The sequence below is a fragment of the Streptomyces sp. NPDC039465 genome (genome assembly GCF_055639315.1).
The window spans coordinates 341,337-357,558 of record NZ_JBVKAP010000003.1; the positions used below are offsets into that span (position 1 = coordinate 341,337).

16 protein-coding genes are annotated in these 16,222 nt (G+C 71.8%); 9 read left to right on the top strand and 7 right to left on the bottom strand.

Annotated features, from left to right (window positions below):
* Positions 1–4: 4 nt before the first annotated feature.
* On the bottom strand, positions 5–394 hold the full coding sequence (locus tag ACZ7LT_RS12040; protein ID WP_471235898.1) for a VOC family protein: 390 nt from the start codon (positions 392–394) through the stop codon (positions 5–7).
* A gap of 186 nt (positions 395–580) precedes the next feature.
* Here ACZ7LT_RS12040 and ACZ7LT_RS12045 point away from each other — a divergent pair, with 186 nt between their 5' ends.
* Positions 581–1,216, top strand: a complete 636-nt coding sequence (locus ACZ7LT_RS12045; protein WP_471235899.1) for a nucleoside/nucleotide kinase family protein — start codon at positions 581–583, stop codon at positions 1,214–1,216.
* On the opposite strand, the gene ACZ7LT_RS12050 is transcribed toward ACZ7LT_RS12045, so the two are convergent.
* Positions 1,213–1,944 (bottom strand): CTP synthase C-terminal region-related (seleno)protein, encoded by a 732-nt coding sequence (locus ACZ7LT_RS12050; protein ID WP_471235900.1) that lies wholly within the window; start codon positions 1,942–1,944, stop codon positions 1,213–1,215. The genes ACZ7LT_RS12045 and ACZ7LT_RS12050 overlap by 4 nt on opposite strands.
* Before the next feature lie 77 nt (positions 1,945–2,021).
* On the opposite strand from ACZ7LT_RS12050, the gene ACZ7LT_RS12055 reads away from it, so the two are divergent.
* The 6 genes from ACZ7LT_RS12055 (at position 2,022) to ACZ7LT_RS12080 (ending at position 8,082) form a co-directional block, all read left to right on the top strand.
* The gene (locus ACZ7LT_RS12055; protein WP_471235901.1) at positions 2,022–2,918 is read left to right on the top strand and encodes a LysR family transcriptional regulator; all 897 of its coding nucleotides are present in this window, start codon (positions 2,022–2,024) and stop codon (positions 2,916–2,918) included.
* Between the two features lie 35 nt (positions 2,919–2,953).
* Complete coding sequence (locus tag ACZ7LT_RS12060) at positions 2,954–3,451, top strand: hypothetical protein (RefSeq protein WP_471235902.1); 498 nt, start codon at positions 2,954–2,956, stop codon at positions 3,449–3,451.
* Positions 3,452–3,618: 167 nt separating this feature from the next.
* Positions 3,619–4,281: a hypothetical protein gene (locus ACZ7LT_RS12065; RefSeq protein WP_471235903.1), complete on the top strand. Its 663-nt coding sequence runs from the start codon at positions 3,619–3,621 to the stop codon at positions 4,279–4,281.
* Between the two features lie 602 nt (positions 4,282–4,883).
* Complete coding sequence (locus ACZ7LT_RS12070) at positions 4,884–6,131, top strand: hypothetical protein (protein WP_471235904.1); 1,248 nt, start codon at positions 4,884–4,886, stop codon at positions 6,129–6,131.
* Positions 6,132–6,787: 656 nt separating this feature from the next.
* The gene (locus tag ACZ7LT_RS12075) at positions 6,788–6,910 is read left to right on the top strand and encodes a hypothetical protein (RefSeq protein ID WP_471235905.1); all 123 of its coding nucleotides are present in this window, start codon (positions 6,788–6,790) and stop codon (positions 6,908–6,910) included.
* A gap of 44 nt (positions 6,911–6,954) precedes the next feature.
* Positions 6,955–8,082, top strand: coding sequence for a M24 family metallopeptidase (locus ACZ7LT_RS12080; protein WP_471235906.1), 1,128 nt, complete (start codon positions 6,955–6,957; stop codon positions 8,080–8,082).
* Between the two features lie 12 nt (positions 8,083–8,094).
* On the opposite strand, the gene ACZ7LT_RS12085 is transcribed toward ACZ7LT_RS12080, so the two are convergent.
* From ACZ7LT_RS12085 to ACZ7LT_RS12095, 3 genes are all read right to left on the bottom strand, one after another.
* A complete protein-coding gene (locus ACZ7LT_RS12085; protein ID WP_471235907.1) occupies positions 8,095–9,072 on the bottom strand; it encodes an aldo/keto reductase in 978 nt (325 codons plus the stop codon).
* A 62-nt stretch (positions 9,073–9,134) separates the two neighbouring features.
* A complete protein-coding gene (treZ, locus tag ACZ7LT_RS12090; protein ID WP_471235908.1) occupies positions 9,135–10,901 on the bottom strand; it encodes a malto-oligosyltrehalose trehalohydrolase in 1,767 nt (588 codons plus the stop codon).
* Positions 10,902–11,035: 134 nt separating this feature from the next.
* Entirely contained in the window at positions 11,036–12,019 is a 984-nt protein-coding gene (locus ACZ7LT_RS12095) for a GNAT family N-acetyltransferase (protein WP_471235909.1), read from the bottom strand.
* Between the two features lie 174 nt (positions 12,020–12,193).
* On the opposite strand from ACZ7LT_RS12095, the gene ACZ7LT_RS12100 reads away from it, so the two are divergent.
* Both ACZ7LT_RS12100 and ACZ7LT_RS12105 read left to right on the top strand, forming a co-directional pair.
* Complete coding sequence (locus tag ACZ7LT_RS12100; RefSeq protein WP_471235910.1) at positions 12,194–12,760, top strand: FHA domain-containing protein; 567 nt, start codon at positions 12,194–12,196, stop codon at positions 12,758–12,760.
* Between the two features lie 130 nt (positions 12,761–12,890).
* The gene (locus ACZ7LT_RS12105; protein WP_471235911.1) at positions 12,891–15,083 is read left to right on the top strand and encodes an MMPL family transporter; all 2,193 of its coding nucleotides are present in this window, start codon (positions 12,891–12,893) and stop codon (positions 15,081–15,083) included.
* Positions 15,084–15,144: 61 nt separating this feature from the next.
* Here the strand turns inward: ACZ7LT_RS12105 and ACZ7LT_RS12110 are convergent, their stop codons facing one another.
* Both ACZ7LT_RS12110 and ACZ7LT_RS12115 read right to left on the bottom strand, forming a co-directional pair.
* A complete protein-coding gene (locus ACZ7LT_RS12110; RefSeq protein ID WP_471235912.1) occupies positions 15,145–15,693 on the bottom strand; it encodes a flavin reductase family protein in 549 nt (182 codons plus the stop codon).
* Positions 15,686–16,150 carry a type II toxin-antitoxin system RatA family toxin gene (locus ACZ7LT_RS12115; protein WP_471235913.1) on the bottom strand — a complete coding sequence of 155 codons (465 nt, stop codon included), beginning with the start codon at positions 16,148–16,150 and terminating at the stop codon, positions 15,686–15,688. The genes ACZ7LT_RS12110 and ACZ7LT_RS12115 overlap by 8 nt, the downstream gene beginning before the upstream one ends.
* Positions 16,151–16,222 lie beyond the last annotated feature (72 nt).

Below are 16,222 nucleotides of genomic sequence, written 5' to 3' on the forward strand. Positions count from 1 at the left end.
CCGTTCACGCGGGCTGGAGCAGGTCCCAGCGGTTGCCGTACAGGTCCTCGAAGACCGCGACCGAGCCGTACGGTTCGTGGCGCGGCTCCTCCAGGAAGCGGACGCCCGCCGTGAGCATCCGGGCGTGGTCGGCCGCGAAGTCCTCGGTGTAGAGGAAGAAGCCGACCCGGCCGCCGGTCTGGGCGCCGACCGCGGCGGCCTGGCGGTCGTCCTTCGCACGGGCCAGCAGCAGGCCCGTACCGCCGGTGGCACCGGGCGGGCGGACCACGACCCAGCGGGAGCCGTCCCCGCGGTCCGTGTCCTCGACCAGGGTGAAGCCGAGGGAGTCGGTGTAGAAGGCGATGGCCTCGTCGTAGTCGCGGACGACGAGGCTGACCAGGGCGATGAAGGACATGGGCTCAGCGTAGGCGGCCAGGGCGGGGCCGGTCCTGGCCGCCTACGCCCGAGCCTGGGCCGGTCCTGGCCGCTTGCGCGCGAGCCGGGGCCGCTCCTGGCCGCTTGCGCCCGAGCCGGGGCCGCGGCCTGCGCCCGGGCCGAGCCCGCTGCCCGCCCCGGGCCTGGGCCGGGGCCCGGTGGGACAATGCCCCGCATGGACGCGCAGCTGCTCGCCGAGCTCACCGACCGGGCCCGGCGTCTCGCCGTACCGGGACACCGCCGCATCCTCGGCCTCGCCGGGGCGCCCGGCGCCGGGAAGTCCACGCTCGCCGCGCGGCTCGTCGAACGGCTCGACGGCCTCGCCGTCCTCGTACCCATGGACGGCTTCCACCTCGCACAGGACGAACTCGTCCGGCTCGGCCGCGACGGGCGCAAGGGCGCACCCGACACCTTCGACGCCGCCGGGTACGTCGCCCTGCTCCACCGGCTGCGTACGCCACAGTGCGATGTCACTGTGTACGCACCGGCCTTCGACCGGGCCCTGGAGGAACCGGTCGCCGGAAGCATCCCGGTCCCACCCGGCGTACCGCTCGTCATCACCGAGGGCAACTACCTCCTCCACGACGACGGCGCCTGGGCCCCGGTCCGCGGCCTCCTCGACGAGGCGTGGTTCCTGGAACTCGACGAACACTCGCGCGTGCGGCGGCTGGTGGAGCGTCATGTGCGCTTCGGCAAGGAACGCCCGCACGCCGAGCGCTGGGTCAGGGACTCCGACGAGGCCAACGCCCGCCTCGTGGCGCCCGGCCGGGACCGCGCCCACCTCGTCGTCCCGATGAGCTAGACCGCCCCCACCCGCGCACCCGCGTGCTCCACGGCCGCCGCCGCCAGAGCCCGTACCACCGGATGCGGGCGGGTGCCGTCCCCGGCCAACTCCGGCTGGAAGAGCGTCGCCAGGAAGAACGGATGCCCCGGCAGCTCCGCGATCCGTACCTGCCCTTCCTCGTCCGCGCCGGTGAAGGCCAGCCCGTGGGCCCGCAAGGTCTCCAGGTGGCGGCTGTCCGGGCCGTACGAGCAGTGGTACCGCTCCAGCGTGCCGTCCGCCCCGAGCACCGACTCGGCCAGCGTCCCCGGCGTCACCCGCACCGTCCCCTCGTGGCCCACCAGGGAACAGGCGAGCGGCGCGATCACCAGATCGTCCCCGGCGGCCGCGGGATCGTTCTCCGCGTGGGCGGCGCGGGTCAGACCGCAGACGTTGCGCGCGTACTCCAGCAGCGCGTGCTGGAACCCGCCGCAGGTGCCCAGGAACGGGATGCCCTCCTCCCGAGCGGTACGGATCGCGGACAGCACGCCCGCCTCGCTGAGGTAGGGGCTGCCCGGCAGGACCCACACCGCGTCGAAGCCGGCGACCGCGCCGGGCTCGAGGGTGTCCGGCGTCGGGAACCAGTAGGGATCGAGGACGAGTCCGTCGCGCTCCGCGAGCGCCTCGAGCAGCCGGGGAACGCGGACGTGCGAGGTCACATGGGGTGAGCGGTCGCCGACGAGGGCGATGCGTGCGGTGTGCTGTGTCATGTGTGCCATCGTCACGGCGTCCACGGCATCACGTCCAACGATGATCACTGCTGGCCACATCAGCAATGCTTATGAGCATGGATCCGCACCTGCTCCGCACCTTCGTCACGGTCACCCGCCTCGCGTCCTTCTCGGCCGCCGCCCGCGAGCTCGGCTACACCCAGTCGGCGGTCTCCCAGCACATCGCCGCCCTGGAGAACGACCTCGGCATGCCGCTGCTCTCGCGCCGCCCCGTCGCCCCCACTCGCGCCGGTGAACGCCTCCTGGAACATGCCGGATCCCTGCTGCTGCGGCTCGATGCGGCCCGCGCCGACCTCGCCCGGCTCGCCGCCGAACCGACCGGAGGCACCGTGACCCTCGCCGCCTCCCCGCTCGCCGCCGCCCACCCCGGGGTCCTCGCCGCGCTCCCGCCCACCGGTGTCACCTTGCACGTCATCCCCCGCGACGACGTCCCCGCCGCCGTCGCCACCGGAGCCGCCGACCTCGGTGTCGCGGACGGCCTCGCCGCCCCCAACGACCCCCTGCCGCTGCCCGACATGGCCCGCCTCACCGCCTCGGCACTCGGGACCGCCCTCGCTGTCGCCCAGGACGCGCTCGCGGTGCTGCTCGCCGCCGGCCACCCCCTCGCCCGCCGCGCCCGCACCGGCCTTCGCCTCGACGACCTCGTCGACGCCCGCTGGATCGACGCCCCCGCCGCCGGCTTCCCGCTGGAGCGCCTGCGCGCCGCCCACGGCTCGTACGGCTTCCGGCCCGCCCTGCGCTACGACGGTACGGACGTACGGACCCTCGCCGCCCTCGCCGCCGCCGGCCACGGCCTGACCCTCCTGCCCGCCACCGCCGCGGCCGCCACGCCGGGCGCCGTCGCCGTCCCCCTCGCCGGATCCCGCCTCGTCCACCGCACCGAAATCGTGACCGCCGGGGAACCGGCGGGCGCGGCCGGGGAGTTGGTCCGGCGACTGAGCCGGGCGGTCTAGGCTCGGACGTCCGAAGCAGCAGGGAGGGTGAGGGGATGAACACCTCAGTCAAGCGCGGCGTGGTCGTGGCCGCCTCGATCGTGGTCTCGGCGGCGAGCGGCGTCGTCACCAACGTGGTGACCGACAGCCCGTCCTGGCCGTGGGGGATCGCACTCGGCGCGCTGGTCGTCACGGCGATCGCCCTGGCCCTGATGCTCCCCGCCGAGCCGCCGCCGCCCGCCCCCACTCCGCCGGCGCCGCCGAACGCCCGGTCGACGGGGGCCGGTTCGGTCGCCGTGGGGGGCGACGCCCGCGGCAGGATCACCACTCGGGTCACCCCGCCCCCGGCCGGAACCCCGGCCCCCGCTCCGGCGCCCGAACCGCCCGCCGGGGGAGGGGTCGTGGCCTCCGGCGCCGGCTCGGTCGCGGTCGGCGGCGACGCCCACGGTGACATCACCACCGGCGACAGCCCGCCCCCTCCGATCACCAGCCCGGGCGGCGGCCCCGTCACCGGCCCGAGTGGCGCCACGGGCGGCGCGGTGGACACCCCGTGATCCACGCCACCAGTCAGGCGGCGGTGGCATCGGCGGCGACGCCCATGGCCTCGTCATGACCAACCTCGTCTTCATGACGCCGATGACCCCGCTCGCGGTCGCCGTGAAGCCCGGACACCCTCTATACCGCGGTCGGGCTCGACACCTTCACCGGCCGCGAGTGGCTCGTGGCACGAGATCGACGCCAGGCTCGCCCGCCGCCGCTCCGGCTACCTCTGGATCGAGTCGGAGGCGGCTTCGGCAAGGCCACCCTCGCCGCCTGGCTGGTCCGCGAGCGGGGATGGTTCTCCCACTTCTCCCGCCACACACAGGGCACATCGGCGTGCGTCGCGTTCCAGAACATCGCCGGCCCGCTCATCCGCGCGTACGAACTCCACGAGTTCGCCCCCGGCGGCATGCTCCCCGCCTGGGGCCTGCCCCGCCTCCTGCCCGACGGCGTGCACATCGTCGGCATGTACCGCACCGGCAGCCCCCACACCCTGCCCGACGACTCCGCCGTCCTGCGCATCGACCGCCTCGACGCCCGCAACCTCGGCGACGTCCGCGCCTACCTCGACCGGCCCCTGCGCGCACCGGACCTCGCGGCCGCCGTCACCAGCGCCGGAGCCGACCCAGACGGCGTGGCCGCGGCCCTCCTGGAGCGCTCCGGCGGCGTCTGGGTCTACCTCCCGCTATGTCCTGCTCCAGATCGCCCACGGCGAGCGCGCCGTCGACGACCTGGAGACCCTGCCGAGCGGCCTCGACGCCTACTACGCCGCCGAACTCGCGCGCCGACAGCGCGAGGACCGATGGGACCAGCGGCTGCGGCCGTTCCTGACGACGGGCGCTGAACGCTCGCGCACGTACGAGCTGTACCACGCGAGCGCAAGGGAGTTCTTCGGCGGGGAGCTGAACCCGGACGCCGTCGAGGAGGACCGGCTGCGGGTCCTCGCCGCCGACCTCGCGGACGCGACGGCCCTGGCCCACCGCCGCCCACTACCTGACCGCGTTCGGCGGTCTGCCCGACCTCCCCGGCCTCGCCGCCACCCCGTCCCTCGCCACCACCGACCACGGCTACCCCTTGCGCCACCTCACCACCCACTTGCTCCGGGCCGGCAGCGAGGACGGGCAGTCCAAGACCATCCAGGCTCGAACGCCCGGTGTCCACCAACAACCAGCCCGGGATGCGAAATTGCAGAAGGGTTGTGATGCTGGCGTCATGAGAGACCGACCAGTGATCGTGGAGGCCCCGGACGAGCGCGGTCTGCGTAGGGTGACTTTCCGAGGCCAACCCATCGGCAAGGCCTGGTCCCTACGGCATCTGCGCAGGATTCTGCGCCGAGCGGGCCTGCCTGCGGACATCGATCTCAACGATGGAGCGCGCGTTCACTGGGTGGCCGACAAGACGAATTGGCCTGGCCACCCCTGGCGAAGGCGCGCTAACGCTGTCTTCATGGCGCTCGGATTCCTTGTATCGGTCATTGCGTTCTTCAAGATTGGATCAGAAGACGCATTCCGGGCTCTGACTTGGGGCGGACGCATCGTCGGAGTCATCTTCATGGCTGCAGCGCTAGTTGAGGCCCTAGGGGTACTGGCCCTTATTGACTATTGGGGAAAGAGAGCCCTTCGGTATTCCGGAGAGGCTGTTCTCCTAGGCGTCCTGGCTGTGACAATCTCAAACCTCATGTGCTTGATCGTGCAGGTCGAAGGCGGCGATTACACTCGCTGGGTTTGGCTCTGGATCGGTCTACTTGCTTGGTCCATGTGGGCGCTATGGACACTGAATGGTGAGAAGATCTGGAGCAGACTCCCCCACCCCAAGCGATTCGCTATTGGCGTTACCGCCTCCACGGCAGTAGGTGCCGCCAGTTTGGCGTACTCCCAGATGTATGTGCCGTACTCCACTCCCGCTGTCATCCCATTCTCCGCCTCATTCGGCAAGCCAACTCTGGATTCGAAAAACAGAATTCTTCACGTACCTGCACGTCTTGTCCTCCGCAACACTGGCTCAGTGCGCATCCATGTCGTTGGAACTCTATGGAAGGTTAAGGGGGTGCCGGGCGTATCCACAAAACAGGGCACAGGATTCGAGGCCTGGAAGGATGACATGTGGGCTGGTCGCCCAATTCTCCGCCATGACAATCTGACTCCATCTCGCCTGCTCGCGGCCGGAGAAATCGTAAATGGGGGAGCTTGGCTTGACCCAGGAGATGACTTTTCCAGGGATGTCACCGTCAAGATTCCGACCGATTTGGGCATCGAGCGAGTGGAAGTGGTTTCACTTCTTTCATACATTCGCGCCGACAGGTGCAAACTGGGAAATGACTACAAAAATTCGTTCCAGTACTCCTGGGATGCGGAATCAAAAGAAAAGCAGCACACCTGGGATCCCCCTGAGTGGGTTGGCGCGCCGGGCGACGAGTTCTTCCGCTATGCGTCGCGAATCTATCGAAGCAGCCAACTTCTGGAGATGACGAGAGCCTCTGATTATGCAAGCGCATGGTGGGTCCTCCCGAAGTGGCGCGACGGCGACCCTTGGGCGAAGGGCGATACGGATCCTTACATGACAGTAAGCATCTCCAGAGATCCTGAGGCCGAACAGTTGCTCTCCGATTCACAACAGGAGCCGTACGGCATGAAAACCCGGGAGGTAGGGACGGGGCAGACGATGGGCCAGCTCATGGCAACAGCGAGCAAGTAGCGGGGCAGACGGTAGCGCGCAGGTCGTGTCGGGCGCATACCGCCGCCAGGACGAAGAAGCGCACGGAGTGATACCTGTCTGAACGCGGCACGACTGTGTGTCAGAGATGCTGGCGCATGGCCCGTATGCAGGCTGCTCTCGCCGCAGTAGATCGGTCGCGAGAGTAGGCAGCGCCCATTCATACCGCTGTCTGACGTGATGGGCGGCTGTTGCCAAGCCTCACTCATCTGCACGCCCGCTTCCGCGCGGACCGTGGCCACGAGCGTGGCGGACGGCCCGGCTACGGACGGCGCCTCGATCAGGAGCCCCGCGTCGTCGAAAGCCATGCGGGCCAGGATGGCGCTGACCTCGTCAGTCAGCTCGCGTCGCGCTTCCGCCGAGTTCGGGCGCCTGCGTAGCGGTAGGGCATCTCCAAGTACTCCTCGACCGCGGTCAGTGCCTCCGCGAACGTCTTGGAGCGGCGTTCTCTCGTACTGCACGCTGATGGGGCGAATGGAACGGGGCCCACCGCGCCAGTCGAGCCCCGTACCAGGGCCCCACGTCTACGCCGCCCAGGCGGGGGTCGGCGTCGGCTTCAGGTTGAGCGGACCGACGCCCGTGGCTGCCGCACCGTACGGCGTCATGCCACGACGCCACGCTGCGGCCTCCTCGGTCCCATGAACGCGCCCCGCTCGGAACTCCTCGACGCCGTCCGCGGCACCTTCCCCCGCGTCACACACACCGCCGGCCCAGGCTCCCCCCTCGCCCTCTACGACACCGTCCTCATCTGGTGGGACTGAGCCCGCACCGGCAAGATCTGTACGTACGCCGAGGAGGAGACCCCATGCCCAGCTCGCCCGCCCCCTTTACCGCCGACGACTACCGCGCCCGGATGGAACGTGCCGCCCGTGCCGCCGTCGAGGCCGGGCTTGCCGGGGTGCTCGTGGCGCCCGGGCCCGATCTGGTGCATCTCACGGGGTATCAGCCCACCGCCGTCACCGAGCGGCTCACCGTTCTCGTGCTCGCCGCCGGGCGGGAGCCCGTGCTCGTGGTGCCCGCGTTGGAGGCGGCGGATGCCGGGAAGGCGGCCGGGGCGGGGGCGTTCGGGGTGCGGGAGTGGGTGGACGGGAAGGATCCGTACGGGGTCACCGCGTCGTTGCTGGGTGGTGCCCAGGGGCGGTTCGCGGTCAGTGACAACACCTGGGCCATGCATCTGCTGGGGCTCCAGAAGGCCCTGCCCGCGACCCGGTACGTCTCCCTCACCGAGGCGCTGCCCATGCTCCGGGCCGTCAAGGACGCGCGGGAGCTCGCGCGGCTCGAGGCCGCGGGCGCCGCCGCCGACGCCGCGTACCGGGAGATCCTGAAGGTGCGGTTCGCCGGGCGCCGGGAGAGCGACATCGCCGCCGATCTCGCCGCGCTCCTACGGCAGTTCGGGCACTCCCAGGTGGACTTCACCGTCGTCGGCTCCGGTCCCAACGGAGCGAACCCGCACCACGAGGCGAGCGACCGTGTCATCGAACACGGTGACATGGTGGTGCTCGACTTCGGCGGCCTCAAGCACGGCTACGGCTCCGATACCACCCGTACCGTCCATGTGGGCGAGCCCACCGCCGAGGAACGTGCCGTCCACGACATCGTCCGCGAGGCCCAGCAGGCCGGATTCGAGGCGGTGCGGCCGGGGGCCGCCTGCCAGGACGTGGACCGGGCGGCCCGTGCGGTGATCACCGAGGCCGGGTACGGCGAGTACTTCATCCACCGCACCGGCCACGGCATCGGCGTCACCACCCACGAGCCGCCCTACATGATCGAGGGCGAGGAGCAGCCGCTCGTCCCCGGCATGTGCTTCTCCGTCGAGCCCGGCATCTATCTGCCCGGCCGCTTCGGCGTCCGTATCGAGGACATCGTCACCGTCACCGACACCGGCGGCCACCGCTTCAACAACACGCCCCGCGAGATGGCCCTCGTCGAGTAGCTCGCACAGGGGTCAGCGGATCTGCGCCAGCAGGTCGTACGGGTACGGCAGCGGGCGGGCGCTCGCCTCGTCGAGCCTCGTCAGCTGCTCCGCCGTCAGCGTCCAGCCGACCGCCCCCAGCGTGCCGGTGATGTGCTCGACCGTCCGCGCCCCGACGATCGGAGCCGTCACCCCCGGCTGGTGCAGCAGCCAGCGCAGGGCGACCTGCGCGGGCTCCCGCCCGGTCTCCCGCGCGACCTCGAGCAGCGCGTCGACGACCCGCCAGGTCTCCTCGGTGTCCAGCGCGCGCCAGCCCTCGCGGCCCGCCTCCCGGGAGCCTTCCGGCGCGGCCGTCATCCCGCGCCGGTAGCGGCCCGTCAGCCAGCCGTGGTGCAGCGGGCTGTACGGGATGATCCCGACGCCCTCGGCCACGCAGAGCGGCGCGAGCTCCCACTCCACCTCCCGGCGCAGCAGGTTGTAGAGCGGCTGGAGGCTCATGTACGGCTCCCAGCCCTCCGCGCGCGACACACTCAGCGCCTTCTGGAGCTGGCCGGGCGCCACATTGCTCGCGCCCACATAGCGGACCTTGCCGGCCTTCACCAGTGTGTCCAGCGTGGAGAGGGTCTCCTCGATCGGTGTGGCCGCATCCCACGCATGCGTCTGATAGAGATCGATGTAGTCGGTGCCGAGCCGGCGCAGGCTCCCCTCCACCGCCGACACGATGTGCTTGCGGCTCAGACCCGCGTCGTTCGGGGCGTCGCTCATCCGCGCCCACACCTTCGTGGCGATGACCAGACCGTCCCGGTCGCGCCCCTTCAGCCAGCGGCCGAGCACCTCCTCCGACTCACCCCGGCCGTACATGTCGGCGGTGTCGACGAACGTGCCGCCGGCCTCGGTGAAGGTGTCGAGGACGCGGTGCGCCTCCGCCTCGTTCTCCGTGCCGAAGAGCATGGCTCCCAGGCACAGTTCGCTGACCTTCAGACCCGTCCTGCCCAGATGTCGCTGTTCCATGGGCAGCACGCTAGGCCGTGGAGCGCGTTTCAAGGCAAGGGCGGCGGGAATCGGCCACGTTCTCAGCCGACCGCGAGCACCACCGCCGACTCGGGCGGCAGCACCAGCGCCCCGTCCTCGTCCGGCGCTTCGACCGGCTCCCAGGCGGCGAGCACCCGCCCGCCCCGGCCCAGCGCCATCCGCGCCGGCTCCTCGCCGAGGTTCACCGCGATCCGCAGGTCACCGCGCCGGTACGCGAGCCGCCTGGCGGACTCGTCGTACGCCACGCGCACCGCCGCCAGATCCGGGTCCCGCAGGTCGGGGTGGGCGTGGCGGAGCGCGATCAGTTCGCGGTGCCAGGCCAGGAGCCGGGCGTGCGGCGCTCGCCCCTGCTCGGCGCGGTCGAGGCAGGACCGCTCCCGGGTGGCCGGATCCTGCGGGTCCGGCACGTCCTCGGCCGCCCAGCCGTGCGCCGCGAACTCCCGCCGCCTGCCCTCCCGTACGGCCCGCGCCAGTTCCGGATCGGTGTGGTCGGTGAAGAACTGCCAGGGTGTGGTCGCCCCCCACTCCTCGCCCATGAACAGCATGGGCGTGAACGGTCCGGTCAGCACCAGCGTCGCCGCGCAGGCCAGCAGCCCGGGCGAGAGGCTCGCCGAGAGCCGGTCGCCCAGGGCGCGGTTGCCGATCTGGTCGTGGGTCTGGGCGTAGCCGAGGAAGCGGTGGGCGGGCGTGGCCGTACGGTTCACGGGGCGTCCGTGCGTACGGCCCCGGAAGGTCGAGTACGTCCCGTCGTGAAAGAACACCTGGCCGAGGGTCTTGGCCACGGCGGCGAGCGGGGCGCGCGCGAAGTCGGCGTAGTAGCCCTGGGACTCGCCGGTGAGGGCGGCGTGCAGGGCGTGGTGGAAGTCGTCGTTCCACTGGGCGTGCAGGCCGAGGCCGCCCGCCTCGCGCGGGGTGGTCGTGCGCGGGTCGCACCGGTCGGACTCGGCGATCAGGAACAGCCCGCGGCCCTGCTCGGCGGCGAGCGCGTCCACGGCGGCGGACAGCTCTTCGAGGAAGGTCAGCGCCCGGTCGTCGGCGAGCGCGTGGACGGCGTCAAGGCGCAGCCCGTCGATCCGGTAGTCCCGCAGCCAGGCCAGCGCGCTCTGCAGCAGATACGCGCGGACCTCGTCGGAACCGGGCGCGTCCAGGTTCACCGCCGCGCCCCAGGGGGTGTGGTGGGTGTCGGTGAAGTACGGGCCGAAGGCCGGAAGATGGTTCCCGGAGGGGCCCAGGTGGTTGTGGACCACGTCCAGGACCACCCCGAGACCCAGGCCGTGCGCCGCGTCGACGAAGCGCTTGAGCGCCTCCGGCCCGCCGTAGGGTTCGTGGACCGCCCACAGCGACACGCCCTCGTACCCCCAGCCGTGCGTCCCGGGGAAGGGGCACAACGGCATGAGCTCCACGTGGGTGACGCCCAGCTCGGCCAGCTCACCGAGGTGCGCGGCGGCCGCGTCGAGGGTGCCCTCGCGGGTGTACGTGCCGATGTGCAGCTCGTACAGGACGGCGTCCTGGAGCCCGGCGCCGCCGCCCGCCGCGGACGGATGGCGCCAGGCGTACGCGTCGTGGTCGACGACGGCGCTCAGCCCGTCCGGGCCGTCCGGCTGGCGCCGCGAGCGCGGGTCCGGCAGCACGGGGCCGCCGTCCAGCGCGAAGCCGTACCGCGCGCCGTCGGTGGCGTCGGGGGCCTCCCGTGCGTGGGAGATCCACCAGCCGTCGCGGGCCGGATCGCGCTCCAGGGCGTGATCGGCTCCCTCGAGCCGCAGCACCACCCGGTCCTGGGCGTGCGGCGCCCACACCTCGAACTGCACCGGCGCATCCCCTCGTCGTCGAAAGTCACGGCCCCACGACCCATCCTGCAAGGCCGCGGGGCCGCACACCAGGCGGACGCGCGAGGCCGGCCACGACGAAGGCACCTTCCGCGCCCTTGGTCACCGGGACCGGCTCAGGACGCGTCCCACACGTAGTTGATCGCCCGCTCGAAGTTGACGTACCCCAGGCGCGCGAACGACTTCGCCATGGGGACGTTCCCCAGGTCCGTCGCGGCCCGGATACGGGGCACGTCCTGGGCGGCGAGGATCCGGGTGCCCTCGGCGAGGATGTCGTCGATGTACCCCTGGCCGCGGTGTGCCGGGACCACACCTATGTAGGCGATCGTGTGGTGGTAGTTGTTACGGGCCGGGACGACGAACCCCACCGGCTCGCCGGACCCCGGCAGTTGGGCCACCTGCCACCACTCCCGCGGGGAGGTGTAGGCCGCGAACTCCTCGTCGTAGTGCTTCTCCGCCGCCTCCCGCGGCGACAGACCGGACGCCAGGTCCCCCTGACCGTGCGCGTCCAGCGTGCCCTCGACCGCCAGCGCCATCAGCGCGACCAGGTCCTCGCGGTTCTTGACCGGACGGAAGTCCAGACGCCCCGACGGCTCCGGCACGGGCGTGCCCGGACTCCACTCCAGCCGCAGCCGCTCCACGAGCAGCCGCGCACCGGCCCGCTCGACCACACCGGTCACCGTCTCCACGGCCCTGCGGGTGGCCTCGTCCTCACGCCACTGGGCAGGAACGAATCTGCCGTACTCCGGGGGCGTGGCACCCGCCGGTACGACCTGACGCGCCGCGGTCTCCAGGAGGCGCAGCCCCACCTCGGCGGCCTCCTCGGCCGGCAAGGCGGGGTCGATGTCGAAGAAGTCCAGCGCCAGCGGGGCGCCGCCGGCCGCGTTCGTCCACCAGGCGATACGGGCCAGGACCTCGTCGCCGCGCAGGGCCAGCCACATCCACTCGGGCACGCGCCGCCCGGTCGCGAGGTCGTCGGCCAGTTCGTGGTCGAGGACGTAGGAGAGCCGGCAGAAGAGGTCGAGCTCGTGCGGACCGGCGAGCGGGCGCAGCGTCACGGCGGCGGAAGCCGTCGCGGAAGTCGTCGAAGACGTGGTCAAGAGAAGGTCCCCCAGGGGTGTCGAGTCCGGCAGACCGTAACAGACGATCTTGCGCGCGTCGGTGGGGATTTGGGCTTCCGGGCTGGTCAGCGGGGGAGGGCCCAGTGTCCCCGTACGGCAACGGCCGCGCCCCTCTTCTGGACACCCCGGGCCGGTCGGACCGACAATCAGCCTGTGACGTCCTCCTTCGAATTCCACACATACCCCGCGCGGCTCTCGGATGCCGAGCGGGACAAGGCGCTGTGGATGCTCAGGGAAGGGGCGGCGCAGGGCAAGCTCTCGCACGACACCTTCCTGCACCGGATGGAGGCGGCCCTGCAGGCCCGCCGCCCGGACGAACTGGCGGCGCTCACCGCCGACCTGGTCACCGAAGGCCGCTGGTCCCGGCGGCTGTTCGGCGCGGTGGAGCGGATGTCGGCCTTCACCGTACGGCTGGGTCGCGCCTGGCAGGCGGAACGGCTGCCGAAACTGCTGCTGCCGCTGCCCGGCCCGCATCCGCTGCGCATCGGCCGCGATCCGGTCAACGGCCTGCGGCTGAGCCATGAGACCGTCTCACGTATGCATGCCGAACTGAGCCTCCAAGGCGGGATGTGGATCCTGCGCGACCTGGGTTCGACCAACGGCACCACGGTCAACGGGCAGCGGGTGACCGGCGCCGTCGTCGTACGCCCCGGTGACCAGGTCGCGTTCGGGCGGATGAGCTTCCGTCTCTCCGGGCCCGCCGCCCAAAGGCGCGGCTGACCCCAAGTCCCCACCCCCTGGGTGGGGTTAACCCCCGGCCGCAGAGGCCGACGGCCACCAATGTTCGGAAGGCCCCCGCCCGGAAGGCTGATCCCCGAGAGAGATCAACGCTTCCAGGGGAGGTGCCCGCATGCCGGGCAGAACGCCGATCACCGTCCGTACGGCACGCTGGTGTGCCACCCACCCGTGGCGGGCCGTCGTCGGCTGGGTGTTCTTCGTCGCCCTGTGCATCGGCGCGGGGGCCGCGGTGGGCACCAACAAGGGGAAGTTCGAGGACTTCTGGGTGGGGGAGGCGGGCCGGGCCGAGGCCATGGCCGCCGACAGCGGCCTCACCCCGCCGCCCGTCGAGCAGATCCTCATTGAGGCACAGAGCGGCAAGGCCGGGGACAAGGAGTCCGCGGCCCGCGACATCCAGCGCCGGATGAAGAGCCTCGCGCCGGTCGTGGTGTCCGTCGCCGACCCCGTACGGTCCAAGGACGGCTCCGCGCTGCTGGTGAGTGTCACCTTGCGCGGTGACAAGGAGACCGCGAAGAAGGACGTCGACGCCCTCCTGAAGGAGACCGCCGCCGTCCAGGGCGCCCACCGCGACCTGCGGATCGAGCAGACCGGCAGCGCCTCGATCTCCAACGCGGTCAACGACCGGCAGGGCCAGGAACTCCAGCGGACCGAGATGATCAGCCTCCCGGTCACCTTCGTCATCCTCTTCGTCGTCTTCGGAGCCGTCCTCGCCGCGGGCATCCCCATCCTTCTCGCCCTCTCCGCCTTCGCCGGCGCCGTCGGTCTCTACGGACTCGCCTCCTGGGTGTTCCCCGACGCGGGCGGCGCCGCGCTCAGCGCCATCTTCATGCTCGGCATGGCCGTCGGCGTCGACTACTCGCTCTTCTACCTCAAGCGTGCCCGCGAGGAACGCGACCGCTCCGGCGGCACCCTCAGCCACGCGCAGGCCGTCGAGCTCGCCGCCGCCACCTCCGGACGGGCCGTCATCGACTCCGGTCTCGCCGTCGCCCTGGCGCTCGCCGGGCTCTACGTGATGGACGACGTGATCTTCTCGTCCATCGCCACCGGCGGCATCCTCGTCACGCTCGTCGCCGTGGCCGGCTCCCTCACCGTCCTGCCCGCGCTGCTCACCAAGCTCGGCCACCGCATGGACGGGCGCGCCGCCCGGCGCCGCACGCACCGCGGACCCGGCGCCGCCCGGCAGAGCCGGCTGTGGACCGCCCTGCTCCGCCCGGTGATGCGCCGCCCCCTTGTCACCCTGCTCGCCGGCCTCGCCGCCACCGCCGCGCTCGCCCTGCCCACGCTCGGCATGAAGCTCGGCACCGAGGGCAAGGAGACCTTCCCCGACACCATCCCCGCGGTCGCCGCCTACGACCGTACGGTCCGGGCCTACCCCTCCGAGGGCCCCGCGCATCTCGTCCTGGTCCGGGGCGCCGATCCGGCCGCGCCGCTGCGGGAGCTGGCCGCCCGCACCCGGGGCGACTCCCTCTTCGCCCAGGACCGCACGCCGATCCCGCGGATCTCCGCCGACGGCCGTACGGCCCTGCTCGCCCTGCCCGTTCCGTACGCGCAGAACTCCCCTCAGGCCGCCGACTCCCTGGAGCGGCTGCGCACCATCCTGCTGCCCGCCACCGCGGGCGCGGCGGGCGTCGAATGGGCCGTCTCCGGCGAGATCGCATACGGCGCCGACTACGCCGCCCACCAGGAACGCCGACTGCCCTGGGTCGTCGTGCTCGTCTCCCTGGCCACCCTCGCCATCATGTACGCGGCGTTCCGCTCGGCCGTCATGGCGGCGATCGGCGCGCTCCTCAACCTGGCCGCGGTGATGGTGGCGTGGGGCGTCCTCACCCTCGTCTTCCAGCACACCTGGGCCGAAGGGCTGCTGGGCTTCGAGTCGCCGGGCTTCGTCGGCTCCCGTACGCCGCTGCTGGTCTTCGCCATCCTCGTCGGACTCTCCACGGACTACCAGATCTTCGTGGTGAGCCGGATCCGGGAGGCGGTGCGGCGCGGGACGCCGACCCGGCAGGCGGTCGTCGAGGGGATCGCGGGCTCGGCGAGCGTCGTCACCAGCGCGGCCGTGATCATGGTCTCGGTCTTCGTCAGCTTCCTCTTCATCGACCGTGTCGAGATGAAGCAGCTCGCGGTCGGACTGACCGTGGCGGTCCTCTTCGACGCGATCGTGCTGCGGGCGCTCATCCTGCCCTCCGCGATGGCTCTCCTCGGGGAGCGCTGCTGGTGGCCGCTGCGTCCCGAAGCGACCGAGGTACGCGGGGTCAACCCGGCCGGCCCGGCGGGGGTCCGGTCGCGGGCAGAGGTCCGGACGTAACGGACGTACGGCCGAGGGGCGCGCAGTGTGACACCTCACACCGCGCGCCCCTTTCGGCTTCTCACGCCGCCGGCTCCCGAGCTGCCGCCGCCACCGCACCGAAGCGCCTGTTGTGCCAGAGCAGCGGGGCGCCGGTGCCCACGTGGACGGCCGCGACCCGGCCCACCACCGTGTGGTGGTCGCCGTACCGGCGTATGTCCTCCACCAGACACACCGACCAGGCCAGCGCGTCGTCGAAGACCGGCACGCCGAGCACCGCGCGGACCGGCGTGCCCGCGAAGCGCTCGGCGGACGAGGCCGCCGGATCGGCGAACCGGGCCGCCCGCTCGCGCTGTTCCTGCCGCAGCAGATGGACCGCGAACGCGCCCTGGGTCCGGATCACCTCAAGGGTGCGCGAACCGCTGCGCAGACAGGCCAGCAGGAGCGGCGGCCGGGCCGACAGGGATGTCAGGGCCGACACCGTCATCCCGGTGGGACCGGCTGGGCCCCGCGCGGTGACCACCGAGACACCGGCGACCAGCTGTGCGTACAGCCCCAGGCAGCGGGCGGTGTCCGGCCCCGGCTCCGCCAGGAGCTGTTCGGCAGGCGAAGTGGTGACGAGGTCAGTCATGCGCGGCGCCCGCGAGCTCCGCGGTGACCGTGCCGAGCAGTCCTCGCAGGATCCATTCGACATTGCTCCGCAAGGTCGACTCCGCGACCGGATCGAGGATCGCGGCGAGCGTCGGCATCCCCAGGTCGAAGGCGGCCTCGAAGGTCACGAGCGTGCCGCCACCGGCCGCCTCGCACCGCCACGACCCCTCGAAGGTCTCGAAGTCGCCGGAGAGCTGCTCGAAGGCGAGCGTCAGCTCCTGCTCACGGAAGACGTCCCGTTCCGTCCAGCGCATCAGACCGTCACGGAAGGAGACGGTCCACTCCGACACGGTGGAGCCGTCCGCCCGGGGCGGGTGCACCACCACGTTCCGTACGGTGTCGGTGAGTTCGGGATACCGGCCGAAGTCGCAGATCCGGCGGTAGGCGGCGGCGGGGGTGAGGTCGGGGGCGGTCACAGTCACGGTCACATGGCGCATCGGCCCTCCGGGGGCTGGTCGGCGTAAAGGTCGCGTGGATGGGCGGCGTCGATGAGAGAAGGGGGTACGGGC

Excerpts from the sequence above, each read along its gene's own strand:
- ACZ7LT_RS12045 (WP_471235899.1), top strand. The coding sequence starts at position 581 with ATGCCCCGCATGGACGCGCAGCTGCTCGCCGAGCTCACCGACCGGGCC.
- ACZ7LT_RS12110 (WP_471235912.1), bottom strand. The coding sequence starts at position 15,693 with ATGACTGACCTCGTCACCACTTCGCCTGCCGAACAGCTCCTGGCGGAG.
- ACZ7LT_RS12085 (WP_471235907.1), bottom strand. The coding sequence starts at position 9,072 with ATGGAACAGCGACATCTGGGCAGGACGGGTCTGAAGGTCAGCGAACTG.
- ACZ7LT_RS12115 (WP_471235913.1), bottom strand. The coding sequence starts at position 16,150 with ATGCGCCATGTGACCGTGACTGTGACCGCCCCCGACCTCACCCCCGCC.
- ACZ7LT_RS12050 (WP_471235900.1), bottom strand. The coding sequence starts at position 1,944 with ATGACACAGCACACCGCACGCATCGCCCTCGTCGGCGACCGCTCACCC.
- ACZ7LT_RS12080 (WP_471235906.1), top strand. The coding sequence starts at position 6,955 with ATGCCCAGCTCGCCCGCCCCCTTTACCGCCGACGACTACCGCGCCCGG.
- ACZ7LT_RS12060 (WP_471235902.1), top strand. The coding sequence starts at position 2,954 with ATGAACACCTCAGTCAAGCGCGGCGTGGTCGTGGCCGCCTCGATCGTG.
- ACZ7LT_RS12040 (WP_471235898.1), bottom strand. The coding sequence starts at position 394 with ATGTCCTTCATCGCCCTGGTCAGCCTCGTCGTCCGCGACTACGACGAG.
- ACZ7LT_RS12055 (WP_471235901.1), top strand. The coding sequence starts at position 2,022 with ATGGATCCGCACCTGCTCCGCACCTTCGTCACGGTCACCCGCCTCGCG.
- ACZ7LT_RS12070 (WP_471235904.1), top strand. The coding sequence starts at position 4,884 with ATGGCGCTCGGATTCCTTGTATCGGTCATTGCGTTCTTCAAGATTGGA.
- ACZ7LT_RS12105 (WP_471235911.1), top strand. The coding sequence starts at position 12,891 with ATGCCGGGCAGAACGCCGATCACCGTCCGTACGGCACGCTGGTGTGCC.
- ACZ7LT_RS12075 (WP_471235905.1), top strand. The coding sequence starts at position 6,788 with ATGAACGCGCCCCGCTCGGAACTCCTCGACGCCGTCCGCGGCACCTTC.